This window comes from Streptomyces sp. SP17BM10 (assembly GCF_036322405.1).
GTDB lineage: Bacteria > Actinomycetota > Actinomycetes > Streptomycetales > Streptomycetaceae > Kitasatospora.
Genome location: NZ_JAQYXB010000675.1, coordinates 12,488 through 33,424 on the forward strand (window position 1 = coordinate 12,488; position 20,937 = coordinate 33,424).

The 20,937-nt window shown below is 74.7% G+C and carries 24 protein-coding genes; 4 read left to right on the top strand and 20 right to left on the bottom strand.

Annotated features, from left to right (window positions below; genetic code table 11):
• Position 1 precedes the first annotated feature (1 nt).
• From hypF to PUR71_RS35810, 20 genes are all read right to left on the bottom strand, one after another.
• The gene (hypF, locus tag PUR71_RS35720) at positions 2-2,332 is read right to left on the bottom strand and encodes a carbamoyltransferase HypF (RefSeq protein WP_329931395.1); all 2,331 of its coding nucleotides are present in this window, start codon (positions 2,330-2,332) and stop codon (positions 2-4) included.
• Entirely contained in the window at positions 2,329-3,105 is a 777-nt protein-coding gene (hypB, locus tag PUR71_RS35725; RefSeq protein WP_329931396.1) for a hydrogenase nickel incorporation protein HypB, read from the bottom strand. The genes hypF and hypB overlap by 4 nt, the downstream gene beginning before the upstream one ends.
• 5 nt (positions 3,106-3,110) lie before the next feature.
• Positions 3,111-3,488 (bottom strand): hydrogenase maturation nickel metallochaperone HypA/HybF, encoded by a 378-nt coding sequence (locus PUR71_RS35730; RefSeq protein WP_329931397.1) that lies wholly within the window; start codon positions 3,486-3,488, stop codon positions 3,111-3,113.
• A 138-nt stretch (positions 3,489-3,626) separates the two neighbouring features.
• On the bottom strand, positions 3,627-3,731 hold the full coding sequence (locus tag PUR71_RS41410; RefSeq protein ID WP_443077698.1) for a DUF6893 family small protein: 105 nt from the start codon (positions 3,729-3,731) through the stop codon (positions 3,627-3,629).
• Positions 3,725-4,231: a hydrogenase maturation protease gene (locus PUR71_RS35735; protein WP_329931398.1), complete on the bottom strand. Its 507-nt coding sequence runs from the start codon at positions 4,229-4,231 to the stop codon at positions 3,725-3,727. The genes PUR71_RS41410 and PUR71_RS35735 overlap by 7 nt, the downstream gene beginning before the upstream one ends.
• Positions 4,228-5,598 carry a hypothetical protein gene (locus PUR71_RS35740; RefSeq protein WP_329931399.1) on the bottom strand — a complete coding sequence of 457 codons (1,371 nt, stop codon included), beginning with the start codon at positions 5,596-5,598 and terminating at the stop codon, positions 4,228-4,230. Before PUR71_RS35740 ends, PUR71_RS35735 begins: the two co-directional genes overlap by 4 nt.
• 35 nt (positions 5,599-5,633) lie before the next feature.
• Positions 5,634-6,278: a DUF6084 family protein gene (locus tag PUR71_RS35745; protein ID WP_329931400.1), complete on the bottom strand. Its 645-nt coding sequence runs from the start codon at positions 6,276-6,278 to the stop codon at positions 5,634-5,636.
• Complete coding sequence (locus tag PUR71_RS35750) at positions 6,275-6,922, bottom strand: DUF5947 family protein (RefSeq protein ID WP_329931401.1); 648 nt, start codon at positions 6,920-6,922, stop codon at positions 6,275-6,277. Before PUR71_RS35750 ends, PUR71_RS35745 begins: the two co-directional genes overlap by 4 nt.
• Positions 6,919-7,386, bottom strand: coding sequence for a thioredoxin (locus PUR71_RS35755; protein WP_329931402.1), 468 nt, complete (start codon positions 7,384-7,386; stop codon positions 6,919-6,921). The genes PUR71_RS35750 and PUR71_RS35755 overlap by 4 nt, the downstream gene beginning before the upstream one ends.
• A complete protein-coding gene (locus tag PUR71_RS35760) occupies positions 7,383-9,170 on the bottom strand; it encodes a nickel-dependent hydrogenase large subunit (RefSeq protein ID WP_329931403.1) in 1,788 nt (595 codons plus the stop codon). The genes PUR71_RS35755 and PUR71_RS35760 overlap by 4 nt, the downstream gene beginning before the upstream one ends.
• A 99-nt stretch (positions 9,171-9,269) precedes the next feature.
• Positions 9,270-10,325 (bottom strand): hydrogenase expression protein HypE, encoded by a 1,056-nt coding sequence (locus PUR71_RS35765; protein ID WP_329931404.1) that lies wholly within the window; start codon positions 10,323-10,325, stop codon positions 9,270-9,272.
• 132 nt (positions 10,326-10,457) lie between these two features.
• A complete protein-coding gene (locus PUR71_RS35770) occupies positions 10,458-12,152 on the bottom strand; it encodes a hydrogenase maturation protein (RefSeq protein ID WP_329931405.1) in 1,695 nt (564 codons plus the stop codon).
• Positions 12,153-12,564: 412 nt separating this feature from the next.
• Positions 12,565-13,011 (bottom strand): hypothetical protein, encoded by a 447-nt coding sequence (locus tag PUR71_RS35775; protein WP_329931406.1) that lies wholly within the window; start codon positions 13,009-13,011, stop codon positions 12,565-12,567.
• 6 nt (positions 13,012-13,017) lie between these two features.
• Complete coding sequence (locus tag PUR71_RS35780) at positions 13,018-13,461, bottom strand: cupredoxin domain-containing protein (protein ID WP_329931407.1); 444 nt, start codon at positions 13,459-13,461, stop codon at positions 13,018-13,020.
• Positions 13,462-13,538: 77 nt separating this feature from the next.
• Complete coding sequence (locus PUR71_RS35785; protein WP_329931408.1) at positions 13,539-14,354, bottom strand: ferritin-like domain-containing protein; 816 nt, start codon at positions 14,352-14,354, stop codon at positions 13,539-13,541.
• Complete coding sequence (locus tag PUR71_RS35790; RefSeq protein WP_329931409.1) at positions 14,351-15,202, bottom strand: ferritin-like domain-containing protein; 852 nt, start codon at positions 15,200-15,202, stop codon at positions 14,351-14,353. Before PUR71_RS35790 ends, PUR71_RS35785 begins: the two co-directional genes overlap by 4 nt.
• A gap of 157 nt (positions 15,203-15,359) precedes the next feature.
• Entirely contained in the window at positions 15,360-15,725 is a 366-nt protein-coding gene (locus tag PUR71_RS35795; protein ID WP_329931410.1) for a DUF488 domain-containing protein, read from the bottom strand.
• Between the two features lie 394 nt (positions 15,726-16,119).
• Entirely contained in the window at positions 16,120-16,500 is a 381-nt protein-coding gene (locus tag PUR71_RS35800) for a cupin domain-containing protein (RefSeq protein ID WP_329931411.1), read from the bottom strand.
• 89 nt (positions 16,501-16,589) lie between these two features.
• The gene (locus tag PUR71_RS35805; RefSeq protein WP_329931412.1) at positions 16,590-17,012 is read right to left on the bottom strand and encodes an SsgA family sporulation/cell division regulator; all 423 of its coding nucleotides are present in this window, start codon (positions 17,010-17,012) and stop codon (positions 16,590-16,592) included.
• 118 nt (positions 17,013-17,130) lie between these two features.
• The gene (locus PUR71_RS35810; protein WP_329931413.1) at positions 17,131-17,256 is read right to left on the bottom strand and encodes a hypothetical protein; all 126 of its coding nucleotides are present in this window, start codon (positions 17,254-17,256) and stop codon (positions 17,131-17,133) included.
• A 448-nt stretch (positions 17,257-17,704) separates the two neighbouring features.
• Between PUR71_RS35810 and pqqA the strand changes: the two genes are divergently transcribed.
• The 4 genes from pqqA to pqqB are packed head-to-tail and all read left to right on the top strand — an operon-like array spanning position 17,705 to position 20,883.
• Positions 17,705-17,872 carry a pyrroloquinoline quinone precursor peptide PqqA gene (gene pqqA, locus PUR71_RS35815; protein ID WP_329931414.1) on the top strand — a complete coding sequence of 56 codons (168 nt, stop codon included), beginning with the start codon at positions 17,705-17,707 and terminating at the stop codon, positions 17,870-17,872.
• Positions 17,857-18,591, top strand: a complete 735-nt coding sequence (locus PUR71_RS35820; protein WP_329931415.1) for a pyrroloquinoline quinone biosynthesis protein C — start codon at positions 17,857-17,859, stop codon at positions 18,589-18,591. The genes pqqA and PUR71_RS35820 overlap by 16 nt, the downstream gene beginning before the upstream one ends.
• Positions 18,588-19,979, top strand: a complete 1,392-nt coding sequence (gene pqqE, locus PUR71_RS35825) for a pyrroloquinoline quinone biosynthesis protein PqqE (protein WP_329931416.1) — start codon at positions 18,588-18,590, stop codon at positions 19,977-19,979. Before PUR71_RS35820 ends, pqqE begins: the two co-directional genes overlap by 4 nt.
• Before the next feature lie 22 nt (positions 19,980-20,001).
• Positions 20,002-20,883 (top strand): pyrroloquinoline quinone biosynthesis protein PqqB, encoded by an 882-nt coding sequence (pqqB, locus tag PUR71_RS35830; RefSeq protein ID WP_329931417.1) that lies wholly within the window; start codon positions 20,002-20,004, stop codon positions 20,881-20,883.
• Positions 20,884-20,937 lie beyond the last annotated feature (54 nt).

Here is a 20,937-nt window from a genome sequence, read left to right on the forward strand (position 1 = left end):
CTCACTCCTCCCGGGTGGTCGCCGACCGGGCGGCCACCATCAGCTGGCCCAGCGCCAGCCCTCCGTCGTTGGGCGGCACCCGGCGGTGCCGCAGCACGGTGAAGCCGTCCTCCCCGAGCCCGCTCGCGCAGGCCGAGGAGAGCAGCGCGTTGGCGAAGACGCCACCGCTGAGCGCCACCGTCGAAATCCCGCACGTCTCCCTGGCGGCCGCGCAGATCCGCCGGACCAGCGAGGCCACCCCGGCGTGGAAGCGCGCCGCGATCAGCCCCGCCGGCACGCCCGCGGCCAGGTCCGCCAGCACGGAGGCCAGCACCGGACCGGGTTCGGCGGTCCAGCCGCCCGCCTGCTCCGACAGCCCGAAGGCGTAGCCCCCGACGGTCCCGGACTCGACCGCCCCGAACTCGACGGGCACGAACCCGACCGCCGCGGCCTCCAGTTCGATCGCCGCCTGGGCCTCGTACCCGGCCCGGTGGCAGACGCCGGCGAGCGACGACACCGCGTCGAAGAGCCGGCCCATGCTGGAGGTCGGCACGCAGTTCAGCTCGCGCTCCAACTGCCGCTCCAACGGCCGCAGTTCCTCCGGAGGGCAGGCCTCTACCGGCGGCAGTCCCACCGCCCAGGGCAGCCCGGCGGCCCGCAGGTGCGCGAGCGCCGTCCGGTACGGGCGCTCGACGGCCGCGTCCCCGCCCGGCAACGGCACGTACGCGAGGTGGGCGAGGCGGCGGTAGCCGTCGTAGTCGGCGAGCAGCACCTCGCCGCCCCAGATCGCGCCGTCGTCGCCGTACCCCGTCCCGTCGAAGGCGACGCCGAGCACCGGCCGGCCGCCGTCCAGGCCGTGTTCGGCCATCACCGCGGCCACGTGCGCGTGATGGTGCTGCACCCGCCGCACGGGCCGGCCGCCGGCGGTGCGCTCGGCGTGGTGGACCGAGCGGTAGCCGGGGTGCCGGTCGGCGACGAGCAGGTCGGGCCGCACGCCGCTGACGACGCCGAGGTGCTCCACCGCGCGGTCGAAGGCGCGCAGCGTGGCGAGGTCGTCCATGTCGCCGATGTGGCCGGACAGCCAGGCGTAGCCGTCGCGGGCGAGCGCGAAGGTGTTCTTGAGGTCGCCGCCGACGGCCAGGGCCGGTCGGACGGGCACGGGCAGCGGGAGCGGCAGCGGGGCGTAGCCGCGCGAGCGGCGCAGCGGCAGTTGCTCGCCGTCCACGACGCGCACGACGGAGTCCTCGCAGGGCACGTGGATCGGCCGGTCGTGGGTGAGCCAGCCGTCGACGAGCGGGGCGAGCGCGGCGAGCGCGTGCCGGTCGTCGGTGACGATGGGTTCGCCGGAGAGGTTGGCGCTGGTCATCACCAGGAGGTCGGGCCCGGGGGCGGCGAGCAGCAGGTGGTGCAGCGGCGTGTACGGGAGCATCACGCCGAGGTCGGGGCTGCCCGGGGCGACCGCGTCGAGTCCTTCCGTCGAGGCGCCGCGCAGCAGGACGATCGGCCGCACCGGCCCGGTGAGCAGTTCCCGTTCGACGGCCCCGAGGGGCAGCAGGCCCTCGACGGTGGCGAGGTCGCGGGCCATCAGCGCGAACGGCTTGTCGCCGCGCCGCTTGCGCCGGCGCAGCAGTGCGACGGTGTCGGCGTTCCGCGCGTCGCAGGCGAGGTGGTAGCCGCCGATGCCCTTGACGGCGAGGATCGCGCCGCCCGCCAGCAGCAGCCGGGCCTCCGTCAACGCGTCCTCGCCCGTCCGCCCGGCCCGTCCGGGCACCGCGAGCGCGAGCCGCGGCCCGCAGGCGTGGCAGGCGATGGGCTGCGCGTGGAAGCGGCGGTCGGCCGGGTCGGCGTACTCGCGGGCGCAGTCGGGACAGAGGGGGAAGCCGGCCATGGTGGTGTTGACGCGGTCGTACGGCAGGCCGGTCACGATGGTGTGCCGGGGGCCGCAGTTGGTGCAGCTGATGAACGGGTGCCGGTGGCGGCGGTCGGCGGGGTCGGCGAGTTCGGCCAGGCAGTCGGCGCAGACGGCGACGTCGGGCGGGATCAGGGTGGCCCGGGGGCCGTCGGCGCGGGACGGGGTGATGGTGAAGCCGGTGGCGCCGATGGGGGCGAGCAGGGCGTGCTCGACGGAGACCACCTGGGCGAGCGGCGGGGCGTCGGCGGCGATCCGCCGGCAGAAGGCGTCGACGGCCTCGCGGCTGCCCTCGACCTCGGCCAGCACGCCCTCGCCGGTGTTGGTGACGCTGCCGGCCAGTCCGAGCTCGCCGGCGAGCGTGAAGACGAACGGCCTGAAGCCGACGCCCTGCACGAGCCCCCGGACGGCGACCCGCCGCCGCTCGCGGTCGAGGGCGGTCACGGGGTCTCCCGCACCGCGTGCGCGTGCTCGTCGTGCGCGTGCCCGCCGTGCGCGTGCCCTCCGAGCACGGGCCCGCCGTGCGCATCCCCCGAGGCCATCACCGGCCGGTGCACCGCCGCCCCGTCCAGCACGCCCAGCGCCCGGTCCAGCAGCGCCCCGACGCCCTCCCCGGTACGGGCCGAGGTGTGCACGACCTCCACGCCGGGGTTGACGCGCCGGACGTTCGCCACGAACGCCGCCTCGTCGAACTCCGCCGCCGCCGCGAGGTCCGCTTTGGTCACCAGCACGAGGTTGGCGAGGCCGAACGCCGTCGGGTACTTGAGCGGCTTGTCCTCGCCCTCGGTGACCGAGGCGAGCACCACCCGCAGCGACTCGCCGAGGTCGTAGGAGGCCGGGCAGACGAGGTTGCCGACGTTCTCGACGAACAGCAGCCGGCAGTCCCGCGGCAGCCAGCCGTCCAGGTGCCCGGCGAGCATCCGCGCCTCCAGGTGGCAGAGCCCGTCGGTGAGCACCTGCTTGACGGGCGCGCCCGAACGGGCCAGCCGCAGCGCGTCGTTCTCCGTGGCGAGGTCGGCGGTGAGCGCGGCGACGGCGACCCCGCGGCGCCGCGCGAGCCCCAACTCGGCCTCCAGCAGGGCGGTCTTGCCGCTGCCGGGGCTGGAGAGCATGTTCACCACGACCGTGCCGCGCGCACCCAGGGCGGCGCGCAGTTCGCGGGCGCTGTCGTCGTTGCGGGCGAGGACCGCCCGGCGGAGGTCGACCGTCTGGCACATCGGCGTCAGCCTTTCTGTTCGGCCCGGACGCCGGGGCGCTCGGCCCACTCGACGCCGAGGATCTGGAGCTCGCGCCCGCACAGCAGCTCGACACCGCCGCCGGAGCAGCTCGGGCAGCCGAGGTCCGGCGGCATGCCGACGGCCCACTCGACGTCGCAGGGCGCGCAGCGGGCCCGCGCCGCGACGGCCTCGGTGTCCAGCACCGCGCCCGCCACCAGCGTTCCGGCGCAGGCGAGTTCGAAGCAGAAGTCGAGCGCCTCGGGCACCACGCCGGCCAGTTCGCCCACCTGCAGCCGCACCCGGGCCACCCCGGGGGCGCCGTGTTCGCGCGCGGCCGCGTCCACCTGCTCGACGACGGCGACGGCGATCGACATCTCGTGCATCGGTCCCTTCCCACGCCCGGCGGCAACGCGCCCCATTACAGGACGCGGTGGCGGCGCCGACCCGTAGCCGCGCCGCCACCGCGTCCGGGGCTGCACCGTTCGCAGCAATCCGCGCCCCGTGCGCCCCTCGCGGGCGCGTCACATGCGCGAGATCCTCACGTACCGCTTGAGGTCGGGCAGGCTCTGCCAGACCAGCGCGCCGAACCCCGCCAGCAGGGCGGCGCAGAACAGTTTCCTCAGCATGGTGTCGTCTCCTTCTCCGGCTGCGTGGCCTCGTCCACGACCCGCAGGACCACTTGGACCGCCTCTTCCACGGCGGCGGCGACCGGGGCGCTCAGCCCGATGCCCTCTTCCAGCGACGCCGGCTCGCAGCCGACCACCAGCACCCGTGCGGGCGGCTGGCCGCCGGTGCCCGCCGCGAGCGTGGCGAGCAGGCCGAGCACGGCATCGGGCCCCATCCGGTGCCCGTCCAGCACGGGCGCCTCCAGCGGCTCGGCGGCCGCCTCGATGAGGTAGACGGTGCCGGGCGCCCCACCGCGGCAGGTGGCGTCCACCAGCACGGCGGTCCGGTAGCCGTCGAGCAGCCGGTAGGCGAGGTCCACGCCGCGCACGCCGACGTCGACCACCTCCACGCCGTCCGGCACCGGGTGGGCGGCGAGCCGCCGGACGGTCTCGACCCCGAAGCCGTCGTCGCCGAGGAAGATGTTGCCGACCCCGGCCACCAGCACCTCCGGCCCGCTCACGACTCCTCCAGCGGGGTGACTTCGTCGGGCTGGAAGTAGCGGAAGCGTCCCTGCGCCCGCCACAGGTCGGCGCCCGGGTCGTCCTCGACCGTGACGGCCAGGTGCACCGAGCCGTCCACGTCGTGCAGCACGGCCTCGACGACGCCCGTCCGCCCGGCCAGGAAGAGGTCCTGGGCGTCGGTGCGCCGCCGCCCCGGCCGCAGCAGCACCCGGCTGCCGGCGGCGACGGCGTGGCCGTCGACCAGCACCTCGTCCCGCTCGGGGTCGACCGCCGGATCGTTGCCCGGATCCCACCAGGGCTGCTCGCCGTCCGGGGTGCCGGCCGAGATCTCGCGCAGCCCGCGGATCGCGCCGTGCAGGCGCTCCAGCACCTCGGGCGGCATCGACTCGGCGAGGTCGATCACGGCGCCGGCCCGCGCGTCGGTGCCGCGGGCCTCCCGCTTCTCCTCGTCCGTCAGCGCCGCCGTCCGCAGCGCGAGGATCTCGTCGATCTCGGTCGCGTCGTACAGCGTGCCGAGGCTCTCGGGCGCCACCTTCGGGTGGTCCTCCAGGATGATCGGCGACGAGAGGATCACCTTGCAGCCGTCGTCCGGGCCGGCGAGGACGGGCCACGTCTGCTCGTTGCGGCACCGCTCGACGGCCGGGCGCGCCCACTCGGGCGGATCGGTGACCGACAGGAACCGGCCGTGCTCCAGCCCGAGCAGCAGGTGGGCGGAGACCAGGGCGCGCGGCAGCGCCTCCTCGCGCGGCGTGCGTCGGCGCGGAATCCAGGTGGACGCGTTCTCCACGACGGCCGTGAGGCGCTGCGCGCGGTACGGGCCCGGCAGCTCCTCGGCCTTCAACCGGACGACGCCGTCGACCTGTTCGCGCCGCCGCACGAGCCGTCCGACGGCGGTGCCGTCCTCACGCAGCAGCTCCGTCTCGCCGACGCCCGGCAGGCGGAACCCCTGCTGCACCCCTTCGCCCATCAACTCCTCGACGGGCACGAGGATTTCGATCCGCTCCTCGACGGCCTCGTCCCACTCGACGAGCACCCGGTCGGCCAGCTCCAGCCGCTCCACCGGCTCGAACCCGCCGGTGGCGGTGGCCCGTTCGACGGTCCGCCGCTGGACGCGCAGGAAGCGCAGCTCGACCGCGAGCCGGTCGTCCTGCCGCGCCTCCATGACGCACTCGGTGCGCTGGTGGGAGTGCTCGCCGCCCTGCGCGGTGTACTCGGGCGGCACCAGGACGCCGAACTGCCAGCGCAGCCGGTTCTTGGCCGCCGATGCGCGGTACGGGTAGAGGACGTAGCCCTCCAGGAGCACGGCGTCGGCGATCTGCCGGGCGGCGGCGAAACCGCTCTCGATCCCCTCCGGGAACTCGGTCATCCGCCCACCCTGCGAAACGATCTCGCTTCGCTCGATCACCGGACCGCCTCCTCGACCGCCGCTGCCGCGAGCAGCTCGCGCACCGTCGCCTCCCACGAGGGCAGGGCCCGCCGGGAGCGGTAGGCGAGCAGTTGGTCCATCACGTCGTCGGGCAGGCGCAGCCAGGCGCAGCCGGGGAAGTGCTGGGAGATCGCCTCGCGCCAGACCCGGACCGGCATCCGCACCCGGGCCTCCTTGTCCCAGGGCACGGGGGTGACCTGGAAGCCGCCGGGGCCGGCGAAGGCGGTGCCGGAGAAGAGGAGCAGGAGCGGCACCTCGCCGCCGTCCAGCGCCCGGAAGTAGCGCGCGGAGGCCACTTCCAGGTCGTAGCTGCACGGCACGGCGAGGTCGGTCTCGGTCTCGCCGGTGAAGCCGGGCACGAGCAGCGGCACGGTGGCGAGCTGGATCGGGTTGAGCGTGGTCGCCCAGCGTTCCCGCTCGCCGAACAGGTCGCCCAGCCGCCCGCCCTCGGCCTCGGCGTACGACCGGCGGCCCGGTTCGATCCGCAGCTGGCACTGGAGGGCGAGGGCGTGCACCCGGGTGTCGGCCGGCGCGGTGATGCGCAGCCGGAAGACCAGCGTCGGCGCGGCCGCGTACGGGTCGGAGCGCACGCCCGTGCAGGTGAAGCCGAGGGTCGTCATGCCGTCACCTCCGCGGGCAGCGGACGGGCCCGGTCGGCCAGCCGGCCGAAGAACGCGTCGAGTTCGGCCCTCGCCTCGGCGCCGCCGTCGAAGCCGTGCCAGCACCGCCGCAGCCGCCCGACCAGCTCGTAGCAGACGTCGATCGGCACCAGGTAGCACTCGACGCGGCCGTCGGTGCGGCGCATCAGCAGCGCCTCGACGTCCGGTTCGAGGGCGGCGGCCAGTCGGTTGCCGCCGAGGGCGCGCTCCCAGGCCTCCTCGTCCACTTCGCTCTCGGTGGCGCCGGCCGGGCCGGGGTAGAAGGCGAGGAACTGGTCGAGGACGGCGTTTCGGAACAGGAACGCGGTGCCGACGGGGATGCCGAGCACCGACCACAGCCGCTCGTCGACGGCGCCGTCCGGGTCGGCGAGGTAGCGGTCGGGCACGGTGCGGAAGCGGCCGCCGGCCGCGCCGGGCCGCTGGAACAGCAGGCCGCACGCGGTGCAGGTGCAGGCCAGGGCGCGTTCCTCGACGTCCACGAGGTGGCGGTGGCCGGGCGGCAGGTCGCGGCCGCAGAAGCCGCACTGCTCGGGGCGCGGCGGCGCGGGCTCGCGCAGCCGGCGCAGCAGGGCGGTCCCGTCCCGGGAGACCCTTCGGGTGTTCATCTGGCCTCCGCGGGCTGCTGCGGGCGGGCGCCGATCTGGAGGAGCTGCGGGGCGCGCTCCAGCTCGACGGCCGTCACCTCGGGGGCGTGACAGGCGAGGACGGCCTCGACGTCCTGCTCCTGGCAGCCGCAGCCGGAGGCCGTCCGGCGCAGCCGCAGGGTACCGGTGCCCGGGTCGAAGCCGAGCACCTCGACCCGCTCGGGCAGGGCCGCGAGCGCCCGGTCGATCCGGGCGGTCACGTTCTCGGGGTGGAGGTCGTGCAGGAGAAGCAGCCCCGCGACTGCGGGGTCGTCCAGCATCCGCTCCAGGGCGGGCGGGGAGAGCGCCGGGACGAGCCTGGCCAGGCCCTCGCCGTAGAACTCCATGAGGTCGCGCACGAGTTGCTCGCCCGCCTGCTCGACTCCGCTGCCGGCCAGGGCGTCCAGGGCCTCCTGGATCCGCAGGCCGGTCTGCTCGGCCGTCATGCGGTGAGCCCGCTCAGGCCGGTGGGCACGTGCATGGTCTGGACGGTGCGCCCGCCGCCGACGTACATGTGCACGCCGCAGGGCAGGCAGGGGTCGAAGCTGCGCACGGCGCGCATGATGTCGATGCCCTTGAAGTTCTCCGGGGAGTTCTCCTCGAAGATCGGCGTGTTCTGCACCGCGTCCTCGTACGGGCCGGGCGTGCCGTAGCTGTCGCGCACGCTCGCGTTCCACGGGGTCGGCGGGTACGGGTGGTAGTTGGCGATCTTGCCGTCGCGAATGACCATGTGGTGCGAGAGCACGCCGCGCACGGCCTCGGTGAAGCCGCAGCCGATCGACTCGTCCGGCACCTCGAAGCGCTCCCAGGTCTGGCTGCGCCCGGCGCGGACCTCGGCGAGCGCCTTCTCGGCGAAGTGCAGGGCGGCGGCGGCCGCGTACGCCTGGAAGTAGGTGCGGGCGCGGTTGCGCTCGATGGCGTTGCTCCACTGCGGGATCTTCCACTCGAAGGTGACCTCGGGCTTGGTCATCGAGCGGGGCAGGTTGATCTTGACGCTGTGTCCGGTGGCCTTGATGTAGCCGATGTCGACGAGGCCGGACAGCGCGGTGGACCACAGGCGGGCGATCGGGCCGCCGCCGGTGTCGAGGGCGAGGTGGTCCTTGCCGTCGAACCAGCGCGGGGACATCACCCAGCTGTACTTGTCGTCGAAGTTGCGCTTCTGCGGCTGCGGGATGGTGTGCTGGTTCCAGGGGTGGCGCGGGTCGACGGGGTTGCCGAGGGGGTCGTGGGTGACGAACAGCTCCTTGCCCTGCCAGTCCTCGTAGTAGGAGCTGCCGAGCAGGATGCGGATGCCGAGGTTGATCTGGGTGAGGTCGTTGGTGACGAGCTTGCCGTCCACGACGACGCCGGGGGTGACGAACATCCTGCGGCCCCAGTCCGTCATGTTGCGGTACGTGAAGTCGCAGTGGTCCGGGTCGTTGAGGCTGCCCCAGCAGCCGAGCAGGACGCGGCGCCGGCCGACCTCCTCGTAGCCGGGCAGCGCCTGGTAGAAGAAGTCGAAGAGGTCGTCGTGCAGCGGCACGACCTTCTTCATGAACTCGACGTAGCGCATCAGCCGGGTCAGGTAGTCGGTGAACAACTGCACCGTCGCGACGGTGCCGACGCCGCCCGGGTAGAGCGTGGAGGGGTGCACGTGGCGGCCCTCCATGAGGCAGAACATCTCCCGGGTGTAGCGGCTGACCTGCAGCGCCTCGCGGTAGAACTCGCCCTCGATCGGGTTGAGCGACCGCATGATGTCGGCGATCGTCTTGTAGCCGTGGTCACCGGCGTGCGGGGCCTCGGTGCGCTCGGCCAGTTCCAGGACGCCCGGGTTGGTCTCCTTGACCATCTTCTCGCAGTAGTCGACCCCGACCAGGTTCTCCTGGAAGATGTTGTGGTCGAACATGTACTCGGCGGCCTCGCCGAGGTTGATGATCCACTCGCCCAGGTGCGGCGGCTTCACCCCGTAGGCCATGTTCTGCGCGTAGACCGAACAGGTGGCGTGGTTGTCGCCGCAGATCCCGCAGATCCGGCTGGTGATGAAGTGCGCGTCGCGCGGGTCCTTGCCGCGCATGAAGACGCTGTAGCCGCGGAAGACGGAGGAGGTGCTGTAGCACTCCGCGACCTTCTTCTGCTTGAAGTCGATCTTCGTGTGGATGCCCAGGCTGCCCACGATCCGGGTGATCGGGTCCCAGGACATCTCGGTCAGGCCGCTGCCGTCGCCGGAGGCCCTGGTCGTCGGTGTTGCCATCGTGTGTGTCGTGCCCTTCTGTCGTGGACTGCTCGGGTGGGAGGTGGGCGGGACGGCGACGGGCCGCGCACCCCGGGTGGGGTGCGCGGCCCTCCGGCGTCACCAGGGCGGGCGGTAGCCGGTGGTCAGGTGGCGCCCCGCGTGGCGCCACTTCGGTTCCTTGTCGACGGTGTTGAGCGTGATCGAGCGCAGCCGGCGGATCAGCGACCCGTAGGCGTTGCTGACGCCGCTGGAGACGCGGGAGCCGGGCGGCGGGTCCATGAAGGGCATGAACTTGTCCGGGAAGCCCGGCATCGTGCAGGCGATGCAGATGCCGCCGACGTTCGGACAGCCGCCGACGCCGTTGATCCAGCCGCGCTTGGCGACGTTGCACTTGACGACCGGGCCCCAGCAGCCGAGCCGCACCAGGCACTCGGGCGTGCCGTAGTCGGTGGCGAACTGGCCCTGTTCGTAGTAGCCGCCGCGGTCGCAGCCCTCGTGCACGGTGGCGCCGAACAGCCAGGCGGGCCGCAGCTTGTCGTCGAGCGGGATCATCGGCGCGGAGCCGGCCAGCTGGTACAGCAGGTAGGTGAGGGTCTCGGCGAAGTTGTCGGGCTGGATCGGGCAGCCCGGCACGCAGACGATCGGCAGCCCGGCCTTGGACTTCCAGTCCCAGCCGAGGTAGTCCGGCACGCCCATGGCGCCGGTCGGGTTGCCGGCCATCGCGTGGATGCCGCCGTACGTGGCGCACGTGCCGATCGCCACCACCGCGGTCGCCTTGGGGGCGAGCCGGTCCAGCCACTCACTGGTGGTGATGGGCTGGCCGGTCGCGGGGTCGTCGCCGAACCCGCACCAGTAGCCCTCCTTCTTGATCTTCTCGTTCGGGATGGACCCCTCGACGACCAGCACGAACGGCTCGATCTCGCCGCGCTCGGCCTTGAAGAACCACTCGACGAAGTTGTCCGCGCCCTGGACCGGGCCGCACTCGAAGTCGATCAGCGGCCAGTGCACCGCGACCTTGGGCAGGCCGGGCAGCGCGCCGGTGACGATCTCCTCGATGCTCGGCTGCATCGCGGCGGTCAGCGAGACGGAGTCGCCGTCGCAGCTGAGTCCCGCGTTGATCCAGAGAATGTGCACCACGTCGGTGTCGGTCGGTGCAGTTGTTGCAGCACCCATGAGGATGCCTCCTCGGGGATGGGAGCCGGACGAAATGGCTCAAAGGCAGTCATATCAGCGCTTCGGATGGGATGCCGGTCCGGAAGCCCGCGCGGGTCGCCCGGTGGACGCAAGCCGGCTGAGCCGTTCGAGTCACGTCCGGGCGAGGAGGCCCGCAGGTGCCGGGCGCTTGCGGACGAACGCGGAGCGCAGCGCGTGGTACGGCGATTCGGGTGTGAAGAACTGCCGGTGCATCACCGCGAGCTCCTCCTCCCGGTAGGCGGCCAGCGGCTTCGTCCGCTCGTCGGCCTCGCGCGCGGCCTTCTTCTCGGCGATCCGGCGCTGCGTGCCCGGTGAGGCGGCGAGCAGCCCGGCCAGGTGGGCGGCGGTCGGTCCGAACTCCTGCGGACCGCAGGCGAGCACGCGGTCGACCAGGCCGACCCGTTCGGCCATCGCCGCGGACAGCGGGAGCGCCTGGCGGGTCAGCCGCTCGGCCTCGGGTGCGCCCACCCGCCGGGGCAGGGTGTACGTCCAGTACTCCGACCCGTACAGGCCCATCAGCCGGTAGTGCGGGTTGAGGACGGAGCCGCCGCGGCACCACACCTCGTCCGCCGCGAGGGCCAGCATCAGGCCTCCGGCCGCCGCGTTGCCGGCGACGGCGGCGACCACCAGGCGGTCGGTGGTGGTGAGGACCTCGGCGACGAGGTCGTCCATCGCGGTGATGTTCGCCCAGGACTCGGCGGCCGGGTCCGGGGCGGCCTCGATGACGTTGAGGTGGATGCCGTTGGAGAAGAAGTCCCGGCCGCCGCCCAGCACCAACACGGACGTCGGCCGTCCGAGGGCGAAGCGGTAGGCCTCCCGCAGGCGGCGGCAGTGGTCGGTGGACATCGCGCCGCCTGGGAAGGAGAAGCGCAGGAAGCCCACCGGGCCGTCCTCGCGGTAGCCGATGTCCGACCAGGCGGGCTCGCCGTCGCCCTCGCCGGGCATCAGCGGCGCAGGCACCTCGGGCAGCGGGGGCAGCAGGGCGCCGAGGGCCGTCACCGCCGGGAGCTTGAAGGTCGCGGGCCCGCCGGGCGTGCGCCGCCGGCGGAGTTCGGGGATCCACACTGCGCCGTCCGGGGTAGCCCGGCACACCGCCCCGGCCCGGGTGGCGAGCAGGTCGCCGGGCCGGCCGCGCAGCTCCGGCTCGGGGTGCCCGCCGTGCAGGTACCACTCGCCGCCGCACAGCCCGTCGAGCACGCCGGGCTGGGAGTCCGCCGCGCGGAGCCTGCGCAGTACCTCCTCGGTGGAGTCGCCCGCCCAGTCGATGCGGCGCTCCTCTTGGCGCAGGAGGGGCCGGGTGCGGACGGTCGCGCGCCAGCCGGGCCCGTGCTGCGGCTGGGGCGCGAACGTGCCCGTGGCGACGCGCTCGACGGCGAGCAGTGCGGCGGCCACGGCCGCGTCGGCGACCTCGTTGCGGTACAGGTCGCTCTTGCCGCGCGCGGGCAGGCGGCACGGGACCCAGGCCCAGACCGGCCCGGCGTCCATCTCGGCCTCGGCCTGGAGCACCGTGACGCCCCACTCGGCGGCGCCCTCCTGGACCGCCCGGTCGAGCGAGGACGGGCCGCGGTCGCCCGGCGGGCCGGGGTGCACGATCAGGCAGGTGGTCCCCGACCAGACGTCCGGCGGGACGGCGGTGCGCAGCATGGGCGCGAGGACCAGGTCCGGCCGCAGACGGCGCACGGCGGCGCGCAGGTCGTCGTCGTCCCCGGCGAGGTGGACGTCCACGGTGTGGCGGCGGTCGCGCAGCTCGGCGTGGAGCCGCTGACTGAGGCTGTTGAACGCGCTGGCAAGGAGCAGGATCCGCATCTCCGCCTCCGGTGGGGTGGGCGTCCGGGAACCCGGCGATCATCGCCCCGCCCCCGGCGACCCCCGGCCGGTCGCCCGCCGCCGCGCCGCCCGTTCACCCGAACCGCCGCCGTCGCCGCCCCCGGTGCCGCCCAGCGGACGTGGAAGGGCCCGCCCCCGGGGAGGTGGGGCGGGCCACTGGTCGGCGGTTCCGGGCTAGTGACGCGTGCGGACCGGGCGCCGGGCTCGGATCGACCGGGAACTGATCACGTGCACCTCCGCGATCGGATTTCATGAACATGTACAGACAGCACGTACGGACAAGAAGCCTCATCGCGGTCGGCACGGCCCACAACGGCGTGCGGAGGCGGGCACGGCGCACTGAGGCGCGGTGGGGCGCCCACGAAGCGTGCGGCGGCGTGAGGTGCGGCCCTCACAACCGGGAAGGTCGGAGCAAGCGTCGCCGGTCGCCCAGCAGCAGGACCGTGAGGGCCGCCGTGGCGACCCCCTCCGCCCAGGCCGCAAGCATCTTGTCGGAGAACCACACGGGCTCGTACATGTTCGGCAGCGGACCGATGGCGCCGACGTCAACGTAGCGGTAGAGCAGCAGCGCGCCGAGCCCGGAGGCGGCGACGGCCCACGCGAAGAGGTCGCCCGCGCGGTGCCGCCACAGGAGCACGAGCAGCACGGCGAGGCTCGCCGCGCCGGCCTCCAGGCGGAACAGGGTGCCCTGGCTGATCGTGTCGCCGACGGCGTCGTACTGCTCGGCCAGCCGGGCGTGGACGGCCGCGTCGATCGCGAGTCCGGCCGCCGCTGCGAGTCGCAGGACGAGGTGGGTGGGGCTGCGGCCGCGGCGGCGGCCGGGTGCGGGGATGGCCATGGTGCATCAGCTAACGGTGAGGGTGCCGTGCATGAACGGGTGAATGGTGCAGATGTACGGGTGGTCACCCGTCTGCTGCGGCGCGGTGAAGGTCGCGGAGGCCCCCGGGGCGATGTTCCCGGTGTCGAAGGACTTGTCGGAGGCGGTGACCGTGTGGGTGGTGGAGTCCTGGTTGACGACCGTGACGGTCTGGCCGGGCTTCACCGTGAGGGAGGCGGGCTCGAAGGCGAAGTTCTTGATCGTGACCTGGAGCGCGCCGGTGCTGCTGGGGGCGCTCGCACTGGCGCTGGCGCTAGCGCTGGCACTGGCACTGGCACTAGCACTGGCCGCCGGAGAACTCGCCGCACTGGTGGTGGTGTTGGCGGGCTTGGCGGAGCTGGAGCAGGCCGCGAGGACGGCGGCGAGCAGCAGGGCGGCGGCGGCAGCCGGGAGGGGCCGGGTTCTGGTCACGTACGGACTCCGTTCGGGTCGGGGTGTGGGGCGCGCGCCCTGGGTGTCGGACGGGCGCGCGCCGGCTCGGGGTGTCGTCAGACCGTCAGCAGGTCCGGGCTGGCGGCCTTGTCGGTGGGCAGGAAGTCGTCGGGCACGGGGTACTGGCCGAGCACGTAGTTCAGGATCGCCGCGTGCATGGCCTCGACGGGGGCGATGCTCGCGGCCGTCGCGATGCCCGCCTGCCCCGTCACGTTGTACGTCGCGACGAGATAGGTCTGGGCGGCCTGGTCCTCCAGTCCGAGCGCGAGCTTCGCCACGTCCCCGACGGAGGCCGCCTTGCCGAGGGCCGCCATCGTGTCCGCCTGGTCGGACAGCGGCACGTCGGTGACCGCGGGCAGCCCCGCTGCGGTGAGGGCGGAGTTCCAGGCCTTGGCGTGGTCGGCGTGCTGGGCCATCGCGGTGGTCACGAAGGTCGCGACCGCCGGCGGCACCGTGCCGAGTTTGCCCGTGTTCGCGGCGTCCAGCGCGCCCTTGTAGACGCCGACCGCCTGGTTCTCCAGCGCGGCGGCCAGCGCGACGACCCGCAGGTCCCCCGTGTAGCCGCCGGACGCGGAGGGCGAACCGGGCATCGAACCGGCCGAACCGGCGGGGCTGGTCGGCGCGGGGTCCTTGACGTCCTTGCTCCCGGAGCACGCCGCCAGCGTGAGGGCCGCGGCCACGCCGCCCGCCCCGAGCAGGAACCGGCGCCGGCCCGGGTCTGCCCCGCCCGACGCGCGGAGCTCTTCCCCGAGGTCGCGCGCGGCGGCCCGCATCAGCGGCAGCGTGGCCCGGTGGGCCTCGTCCATCTCCCGGGTCAGACGGGCGAGTTCGGCCTCGCCGAGGGCGGGCTCCCAGGTGCGGTCGGTGGTCACTGGACGGCCCCTTCGGTGATCGGGGAGGCGTTGTCGGTCTTGTAGAAGGCGTCGGGGAAGCCCACGCTGCCGGCCGCGGCGGGCAGCTTCGCCGGGTCCACCGGGATCGTGATCAGGTCGGCGGCGTTGCCCGCGAGCAGCGCCTGCACGGCGAGCAGCACGGCCCGGTGCTGCGCCTCCACCGGGGCGACGGAGGCGAACAGCTTGCGCAGGTCGGCGCTGGAGACCTGGCCGACGTTCCTGGTGTACGTCTGGGCGGCGACGTCCTCCAGGCTGATGGCGAGCTTCACCACGTCGGCCGGCGTCTTGATGGTGGGCAGCGTCTGGTCGACGACCGCCTTGTACGTCGGGTCCGGGCCGGTCTGCGCCATACCGCCGCCGGCGGTCGCGGCGGCGTTGAAGGCCTGGGCGTGCGCCTGGTGCTGCTCGGTGGTCTTGGCGATGAACGCGGCCACCGTCGTGTTGCCGTCCTTGATGAACGGCAGCCCGGCGGCCGTCCGGTAGACGCTCACCGCCAGGTTCTCCAGCGACGCGGCGGTCTGGAGCGCGCGGATGTCGTCCGCCGTCACGGCGCCGGAGGCGGACGCCGAGGGCGAGGGCGAGACCGAGAGCGAGGGCGAGGGCGAGGGCGAGTCCGCCGCCGCCCGGGCCGCGCCCAGCAGGCCGGCCCCGCCCACCAGGGCGGTGAGCAGGCCGCCCCGGCGCCACCCGGCGCGCGCCGGCCCGGCGGCCTCCGCGAAGCCGGTCAGCGCGCCGTGGGTGATCCGCATGGCGTCGCTGTTCAAGTCCTGTGACTGCTCGGTGAGTTCTTCCAGCAGTCGGGTGTCGATGCGCTCGTCGGCCATCATGTCCCGTCTCGGTCCGGCGACCCGGCCGGATGCCGGACCGCTTTCCCCTGCCCTTCGGTACGGGCGCGGCCGCGGCTCGGTTCAACGCCCCGAACGGCCCGTCGTTTCATCCGCACGAGTGGAGGCGAGGACGCGCGCTTGACGGCCATCACCTCGTTCACCGCTTCGAGTCGCCGAGCCACTCCGCGAGGACGGCGGCCTGGCTGTGGTCGACGTCCTTGGTGGCGGTCAGGAGCGTGAGACCGCCCCCGGCGGCGAGGTCCCGCAGGTGCCCGGCCGCCTCCCGGTGCTCCGCGTCGCGCAGCTCGGCCAGGTAGCGGCGGCGGAACTCGGTGAAGCGGCTCGGCTCGTGCCCGTACCAGCGGCGCAGCTCGGTCGACGGGGCGACGTCGCGCAGCCACTCGTCGAGGTGGGCGTCCTCCTTCTTCACCCCGCGCGGCCAGACCCGGTCGACGAGCACCCGCCGGCCGTCCTGGGGCGAGGACTCCTCGTAGATCCGCCGGTAGGCGACTCGTGCGGCCATGACGGGACCCTCCCGGGCTCAGGCCGCCGGTCCGGCGTCGGACCGGCGAGTGGGCTCCCGCCGCTCCACGGGGCGGCGGGGGACACCGGGCGGCCGCTGCCCGCGGCAGTGCCGGTCGGGACACGGCTCGGCCCGCCGGACGCGGTTGCGGCGGCCGGCTCGGACGTCCGTCTCCACGAGAACCCGGCGACGGGGTGGCCACAAGCCGGGCAGGGCCGGGCGAGGGTCCGGGTCGGGCCCGGAGGGACGACGACCGTGCTGATCATGACGGGCGCTCCTGACGGCCTTCGGGGCCATCGGGGCGTCTGCCCGGTTCAGGGCGTTTCCTGCGCCTCGGGCCGGAATCCGTCCGCCCGATCGCGCACGGGCCCGCCAGCCGCTCACCGGACGCCGCTCACCGGCCGTCCGCCGGCGCCGGGCGGACGGAGAGGCCGGGGCGGCGGCGGTGGACGGTGAGGTAGACCAGGCCGTCCGCGCCCGCCGAGACGGCGCGGCGGGCGCCGTGGGGCAGCCAGGCCGTGCAGCCGGGCGCCAGCTCCTGCCGGCCGTCGGCCGTCTCCAGGCGGCCGCTGCCCTCCAGGACCTGGACGAGGACGTCGAGGTCCGGCTCGACGTGGGCGGCGACCCCGGCGTGCGGGAGCAGGCGGATGACGTTCGCGTCCAGCTGGCGGCCCTCCTCCGCGAGCCGCCACAGGGCGCCGCTGCGGTCGGCGGGGGCCTGGTCGAGCAGGCCGTCCAGGCGGGCGAGCACGCCGGGCCGCGGGTCGGACGTCAAGGCTGCCTCCTGCGGGCGGGCGGGTGCGGCCGGATGGACGCCCGCGAATTATACGGAAGCCCGCAGGTGGGGACGGGTAAGACGTCCCGTCAGCCGGTGGACAGCAGGCGGGCCACGGCGGCGTCGAGGTCGAGGTGGTCCGGCTCCGAACCGGCGGGGACCAGTGTGAAGGTGTCCGCCAGGAAGCCGGTGACGGCCTCCTCGGGTGCGCTGACCACGGCCTCGCCCGTGGGGCCGCGCAGGGTGAACAGGACCTCGCCCGCCGCCCCCGGACGGATCTTCACGTCACCGGCGCCGGCCGGGCCGCGGCGGCCCTCGTCCAGCAGCTCGCGACTGAAGTACCAACACACCTGGGCGCCGCTGCCCGTGCACGAGCACGGCGTCAGGGGGAAGGCCAGGCAGGCCGCGTACGGGAGCCAGGCGTCGAAGCGGAGCTCCGCGTCGACCGGGGCGTCGGGCCACGCGCTCCCGGGGAACGTGACGGGCACCGGGCGGACCGTGGTCATCCGCATCGGGATCGGCCTCCTCCGATCGCGACGCGCCGCCCCCCGGACGGGTCGGCGCACATGTCAAGGCGCCTACCCGGCCGGCCGCCGGGCAGCCGGGAGAACCGGGACATTCACAACTCCTCTACGCCGCTTGGGCTTTCCCGGGATCCGTGACGACGAGGACGACGTGCCGCGCGTGGTCGCCGTGGAGGGCGCCGGCCCGGTGGCGGGGCGGGACGTACCAGGCCTCGCCGCTCAGGGTGGACACTTCGGCGGCCGGATGCCCGGCGAACGGAGCGACCAGCGGATCGATCCGGCGGCCTGGACCACCGGGACCAGTTCGACCCCGCGCGGCTCTGCACCCCCGGCGGCGGCAACGTGCCTTCGCTGGTCCTCCGCACCTCACCGCCCGCGAACCGGGCCGACGGCGCGGCCGGCACGAAGGTGGTCCGGCGGCCGGCCGCGGCTGACCCGCCCCCGGCTTCACCCGAGCGGGTGAGTGCCTGCCGGTCCCTGCGCAGTACCGCCCCGGGCGGACCGGCAGGCCGCCGGAGGCCCGTCCAGGGCCGTCCGGCATCGCCTCCGCCGCTTTCTCGACCGGCGCCCGGCCGCGCGGGCTCGTAGCGTCCCGGCAGAGGGCCCGCGCGCCCTCCGCGGCCCCGATGCGACCCCCGCACCGGAGGCCGGAGCCGGATCCCCGAACCGAGGAGGCAGCCATGAATGCCACCCGTACCCCGCCGCCCCCACCGGGAGCCGCCACCGCGCCCGCGGCCCCGCCCGTGGACGCCAGGCCCGCCTGGTCCGCGCCCGCGGTGGAGTGCCACCCCACCGGCGCCGAGGTCACCGCGTACGCCGGACGGGACGCCCAGTGGCGCGACCGCTGACCCGCGAGCAGTTCGCGGCCAGGCTGCACGAGCTGCGCGGACGGTACTGGGACACCCACCCGTTCCACCTGCGCCTGCACTCCGGTGGCTGCACACCACCGGAGTTGCGGCGCTGGGTCGCCAACCGCTGGTACTACCAGCTCTGCCTCACCCGCAAGAACGCCGCGATCATCGCCAACTGCCCGCTCCCGGAGGTCCGCCGGTCCTGGGCCGGCCGCCTCGCCCAGCAGGACGGCCTCCACCACGACGGCACCGGCCCGGACGGTCCCGGCCGCGACGGGCCCGCCGGCGCCGAGGGCGGCCTCGCCGACTGGCTGGTGCTCGCCGACGCGGTCGGCCTGGACCGCGCCGAGGTCCTCGACGAGCGGCACGTCGCCCGCGGGGTGCGCTTCGCCGTCGACGGCTACCTGCACTTCTGCCAGACCCGGCCGTGGATCGAGGGCGTCGCGGCGGCGCTCACCGAGATGTTCTCGCCCGACCACATGGCCGCCCGGGTCGTCGCCTGGCGCGAGCACTACCGGTGGATCGACCCCGCCGGGTACGCCTACTTCGAGCACCGCATCCCGGTCGCCCGCGCGGACAGCGCCCGCACCCTGGACCTCGTCCTGGACCACTGCGTCACCGAGGCCCAGCAGCAGGCCGCCGTGTCCGCGCTGGCCTTCAAGTGCGAGGTGCTTCGGGCCATGCTGGACGCCGTCGACTACGGACCCGGCCGATGAACACGCGCCCGCTCCACGCCGTCCCCGGCCTGCGCGCCGGTGTCCGGCTGGTGCACGACCCGGCGCGCGGCCGGTCCGCGCTGCTCCACCCCGAGGGCGTGCTGCTCCTCAACGACACCGCCGCCGCCGTCCTGCGGCACTGCGACGGGCGCCGCGACGAGCGAGCGGTCACCGCCGCGCTCACCGAGGAGTACGACGGCGTGGACGGCGCCCAGGTGGACGCCCTGCTCGCCGACCTCGCCGAACGGCGCCTGCTCGCCCTCGACGGGACCGGTGCCCCCGTCCACGTCGCGTCGGCCGCCGCACCACCCGACGGCACCGTCCGCGCCCCCGCCCCGCTCGGCCTCATCGCCGAACTCACCTACCGCTGCCCGCTCCAGTGCACCTACTGCGCCAACCCCGTCGAGCTCTCCCGCTACCGCGCCGAGCTGGACACCGGCCAGTGGCTGCGCGTCCTCGACCAGGCCCGCGAACTCGGCGTGCTCCAGCTCCACCTCACCGGCGGCGAACCCCTGCTGCGCCGCGATCTGACACGACTCATCGCCCACGCACGCACGCTGGGCCTCTACACCAACCTGATCACGAGCGGCGTCCCGCTGGCCGACGGCCGCGCCGACGAACTCGCCGGGGCGGGCCTCGACCACGTCCAGCTCTCGGTCCAGGACACCGACCCGCGCCGTGCCGACGCCGTCACCGGGACCGCCGCCCACGACCGCAAGCTCGCCGCCGCCCGGCACTTCACCGCCGCCGGTCTGCCGCTGACCGTCAACGCCGTGCTGCACCGCGGCAACCTGGCCCGGCTCGGCGCCCTCGCCGACCGGGCCGTCGCGCTCGGCGCCGACAGGGTCGAGCTCGCCCATGTCCAGTACTACGGCTGGGCCTGGCGCAACCGCGCCCACCTCGCCCCCACCGAGGAGCAGGTCCGGCAGGCCGAACGGGACGTCGCCGCCGCCCGGGAGCGCCACGCCGGACGGATCGAGATCGTGTACGTCTCCGCCGACCTGCACGGCGGCACCGTCAAGCCGTGCATGAACGGCTGGGGCCGCGAACAGCTGGCGGTCGCCCCCAACGGCGACGTCCTGCCCTGCCTCGCCGCCGCACAGCTGCCCGGCCTGACGGCGCCCAACGCGGTCACCGACGGCCTGGCGGCGAGCTGGCACGACTCTCCCGCGTTCAACCGGTTCCGGGGCACCGACTGGATGCCGGAGCCGTGCCGCAGCTGCGCCCTGCGCGAGCTCGACCACGGCGGCTGCCGCTGCCAGGCCCACCAGCTCACCGGCGACCCTGCGGCGACTGACCCGGCGTGCCGGCTGTCCCCGCACCACCACCTGGTCACCGCCCCGGTCCCGGCCGGGACGGCGGCCCCGGAGCCCCGGCGCTTGCGCTGACGTCCACGGGCAGGAGGACGAGGTGAGGATCAGGGTCCTCGGGACGGCCGCGGGCGGGGGCCTGCCGCAGTGGAACTGCGGCTGCGCCGAGTGCGCCGCCGCCCGGCGCACCGGCCACGCCCGCAGCCAGGACTGCCTGGCCGTCAGCGGCGACGGCCGCGCCTGGTACCTGGTCAACGCCTCGCCCGACCTGCGGACCCAGCTCCTCGCCGCTCCCGAACTCGCCCCCGTCCCGGGCACCCGGGACACCCCGCTGCGCGGCGTCCTGCTGACCAGCGGCGAACTCGACCACACCCTGGGCCTGTTGACCCTGCGCGAGGCCGCCGGCCTGACCGTGCACGCCACCGCGCCGGTGCGCCGCGCGCTCCACGAGGCCTTTCCGGTGGGCCCCCTGCTCGCCGCCTACACCCGGGCCGACTGGCACACCGTCACCCCGGGTGAGCCCGTGGAGCTCGCGGGCGGGCTACGCGCCGAGCCCTTCGCGCTCGGTGGCAAACGCCCCCGCTACGCGGCCGGCCTGCCGGACCATGCCGACTGGGTGACCGGCTACCGTTTCACCGAGGACGGCGGCTGCGCCCGCGCGGTGTACGCCCCGGGCCTGGCCGACTGGACGCCGGCCGTGGACCGCGCCGTGGCCGGGGCCGACCTGGTCCTGCTGGACGGCACCTTCGCCACGGCCGACGAACTCGCCAAGAGAACCGGCGGCGCCCGCCGCTCCCCCGGCATGGGCCACCTCGCCGTGCGCGACTCACTTCCCCACCTCGCCCGCCGCCCCGGCCCCCGCTACCTCTACACCCACCTCAACAACACCAACCCGCTCGCCGGGCACAGCCCGCCCGGAACGGCGGACCTCGCGGCGGCCGGCGCCGCGATCGCCGAGGACGGCACGCTCCACGAACTCTGAGGCGACGACACACGGGTGTGCCCGGCCGCTCGGCGGCCGGGCACACCACCGGGA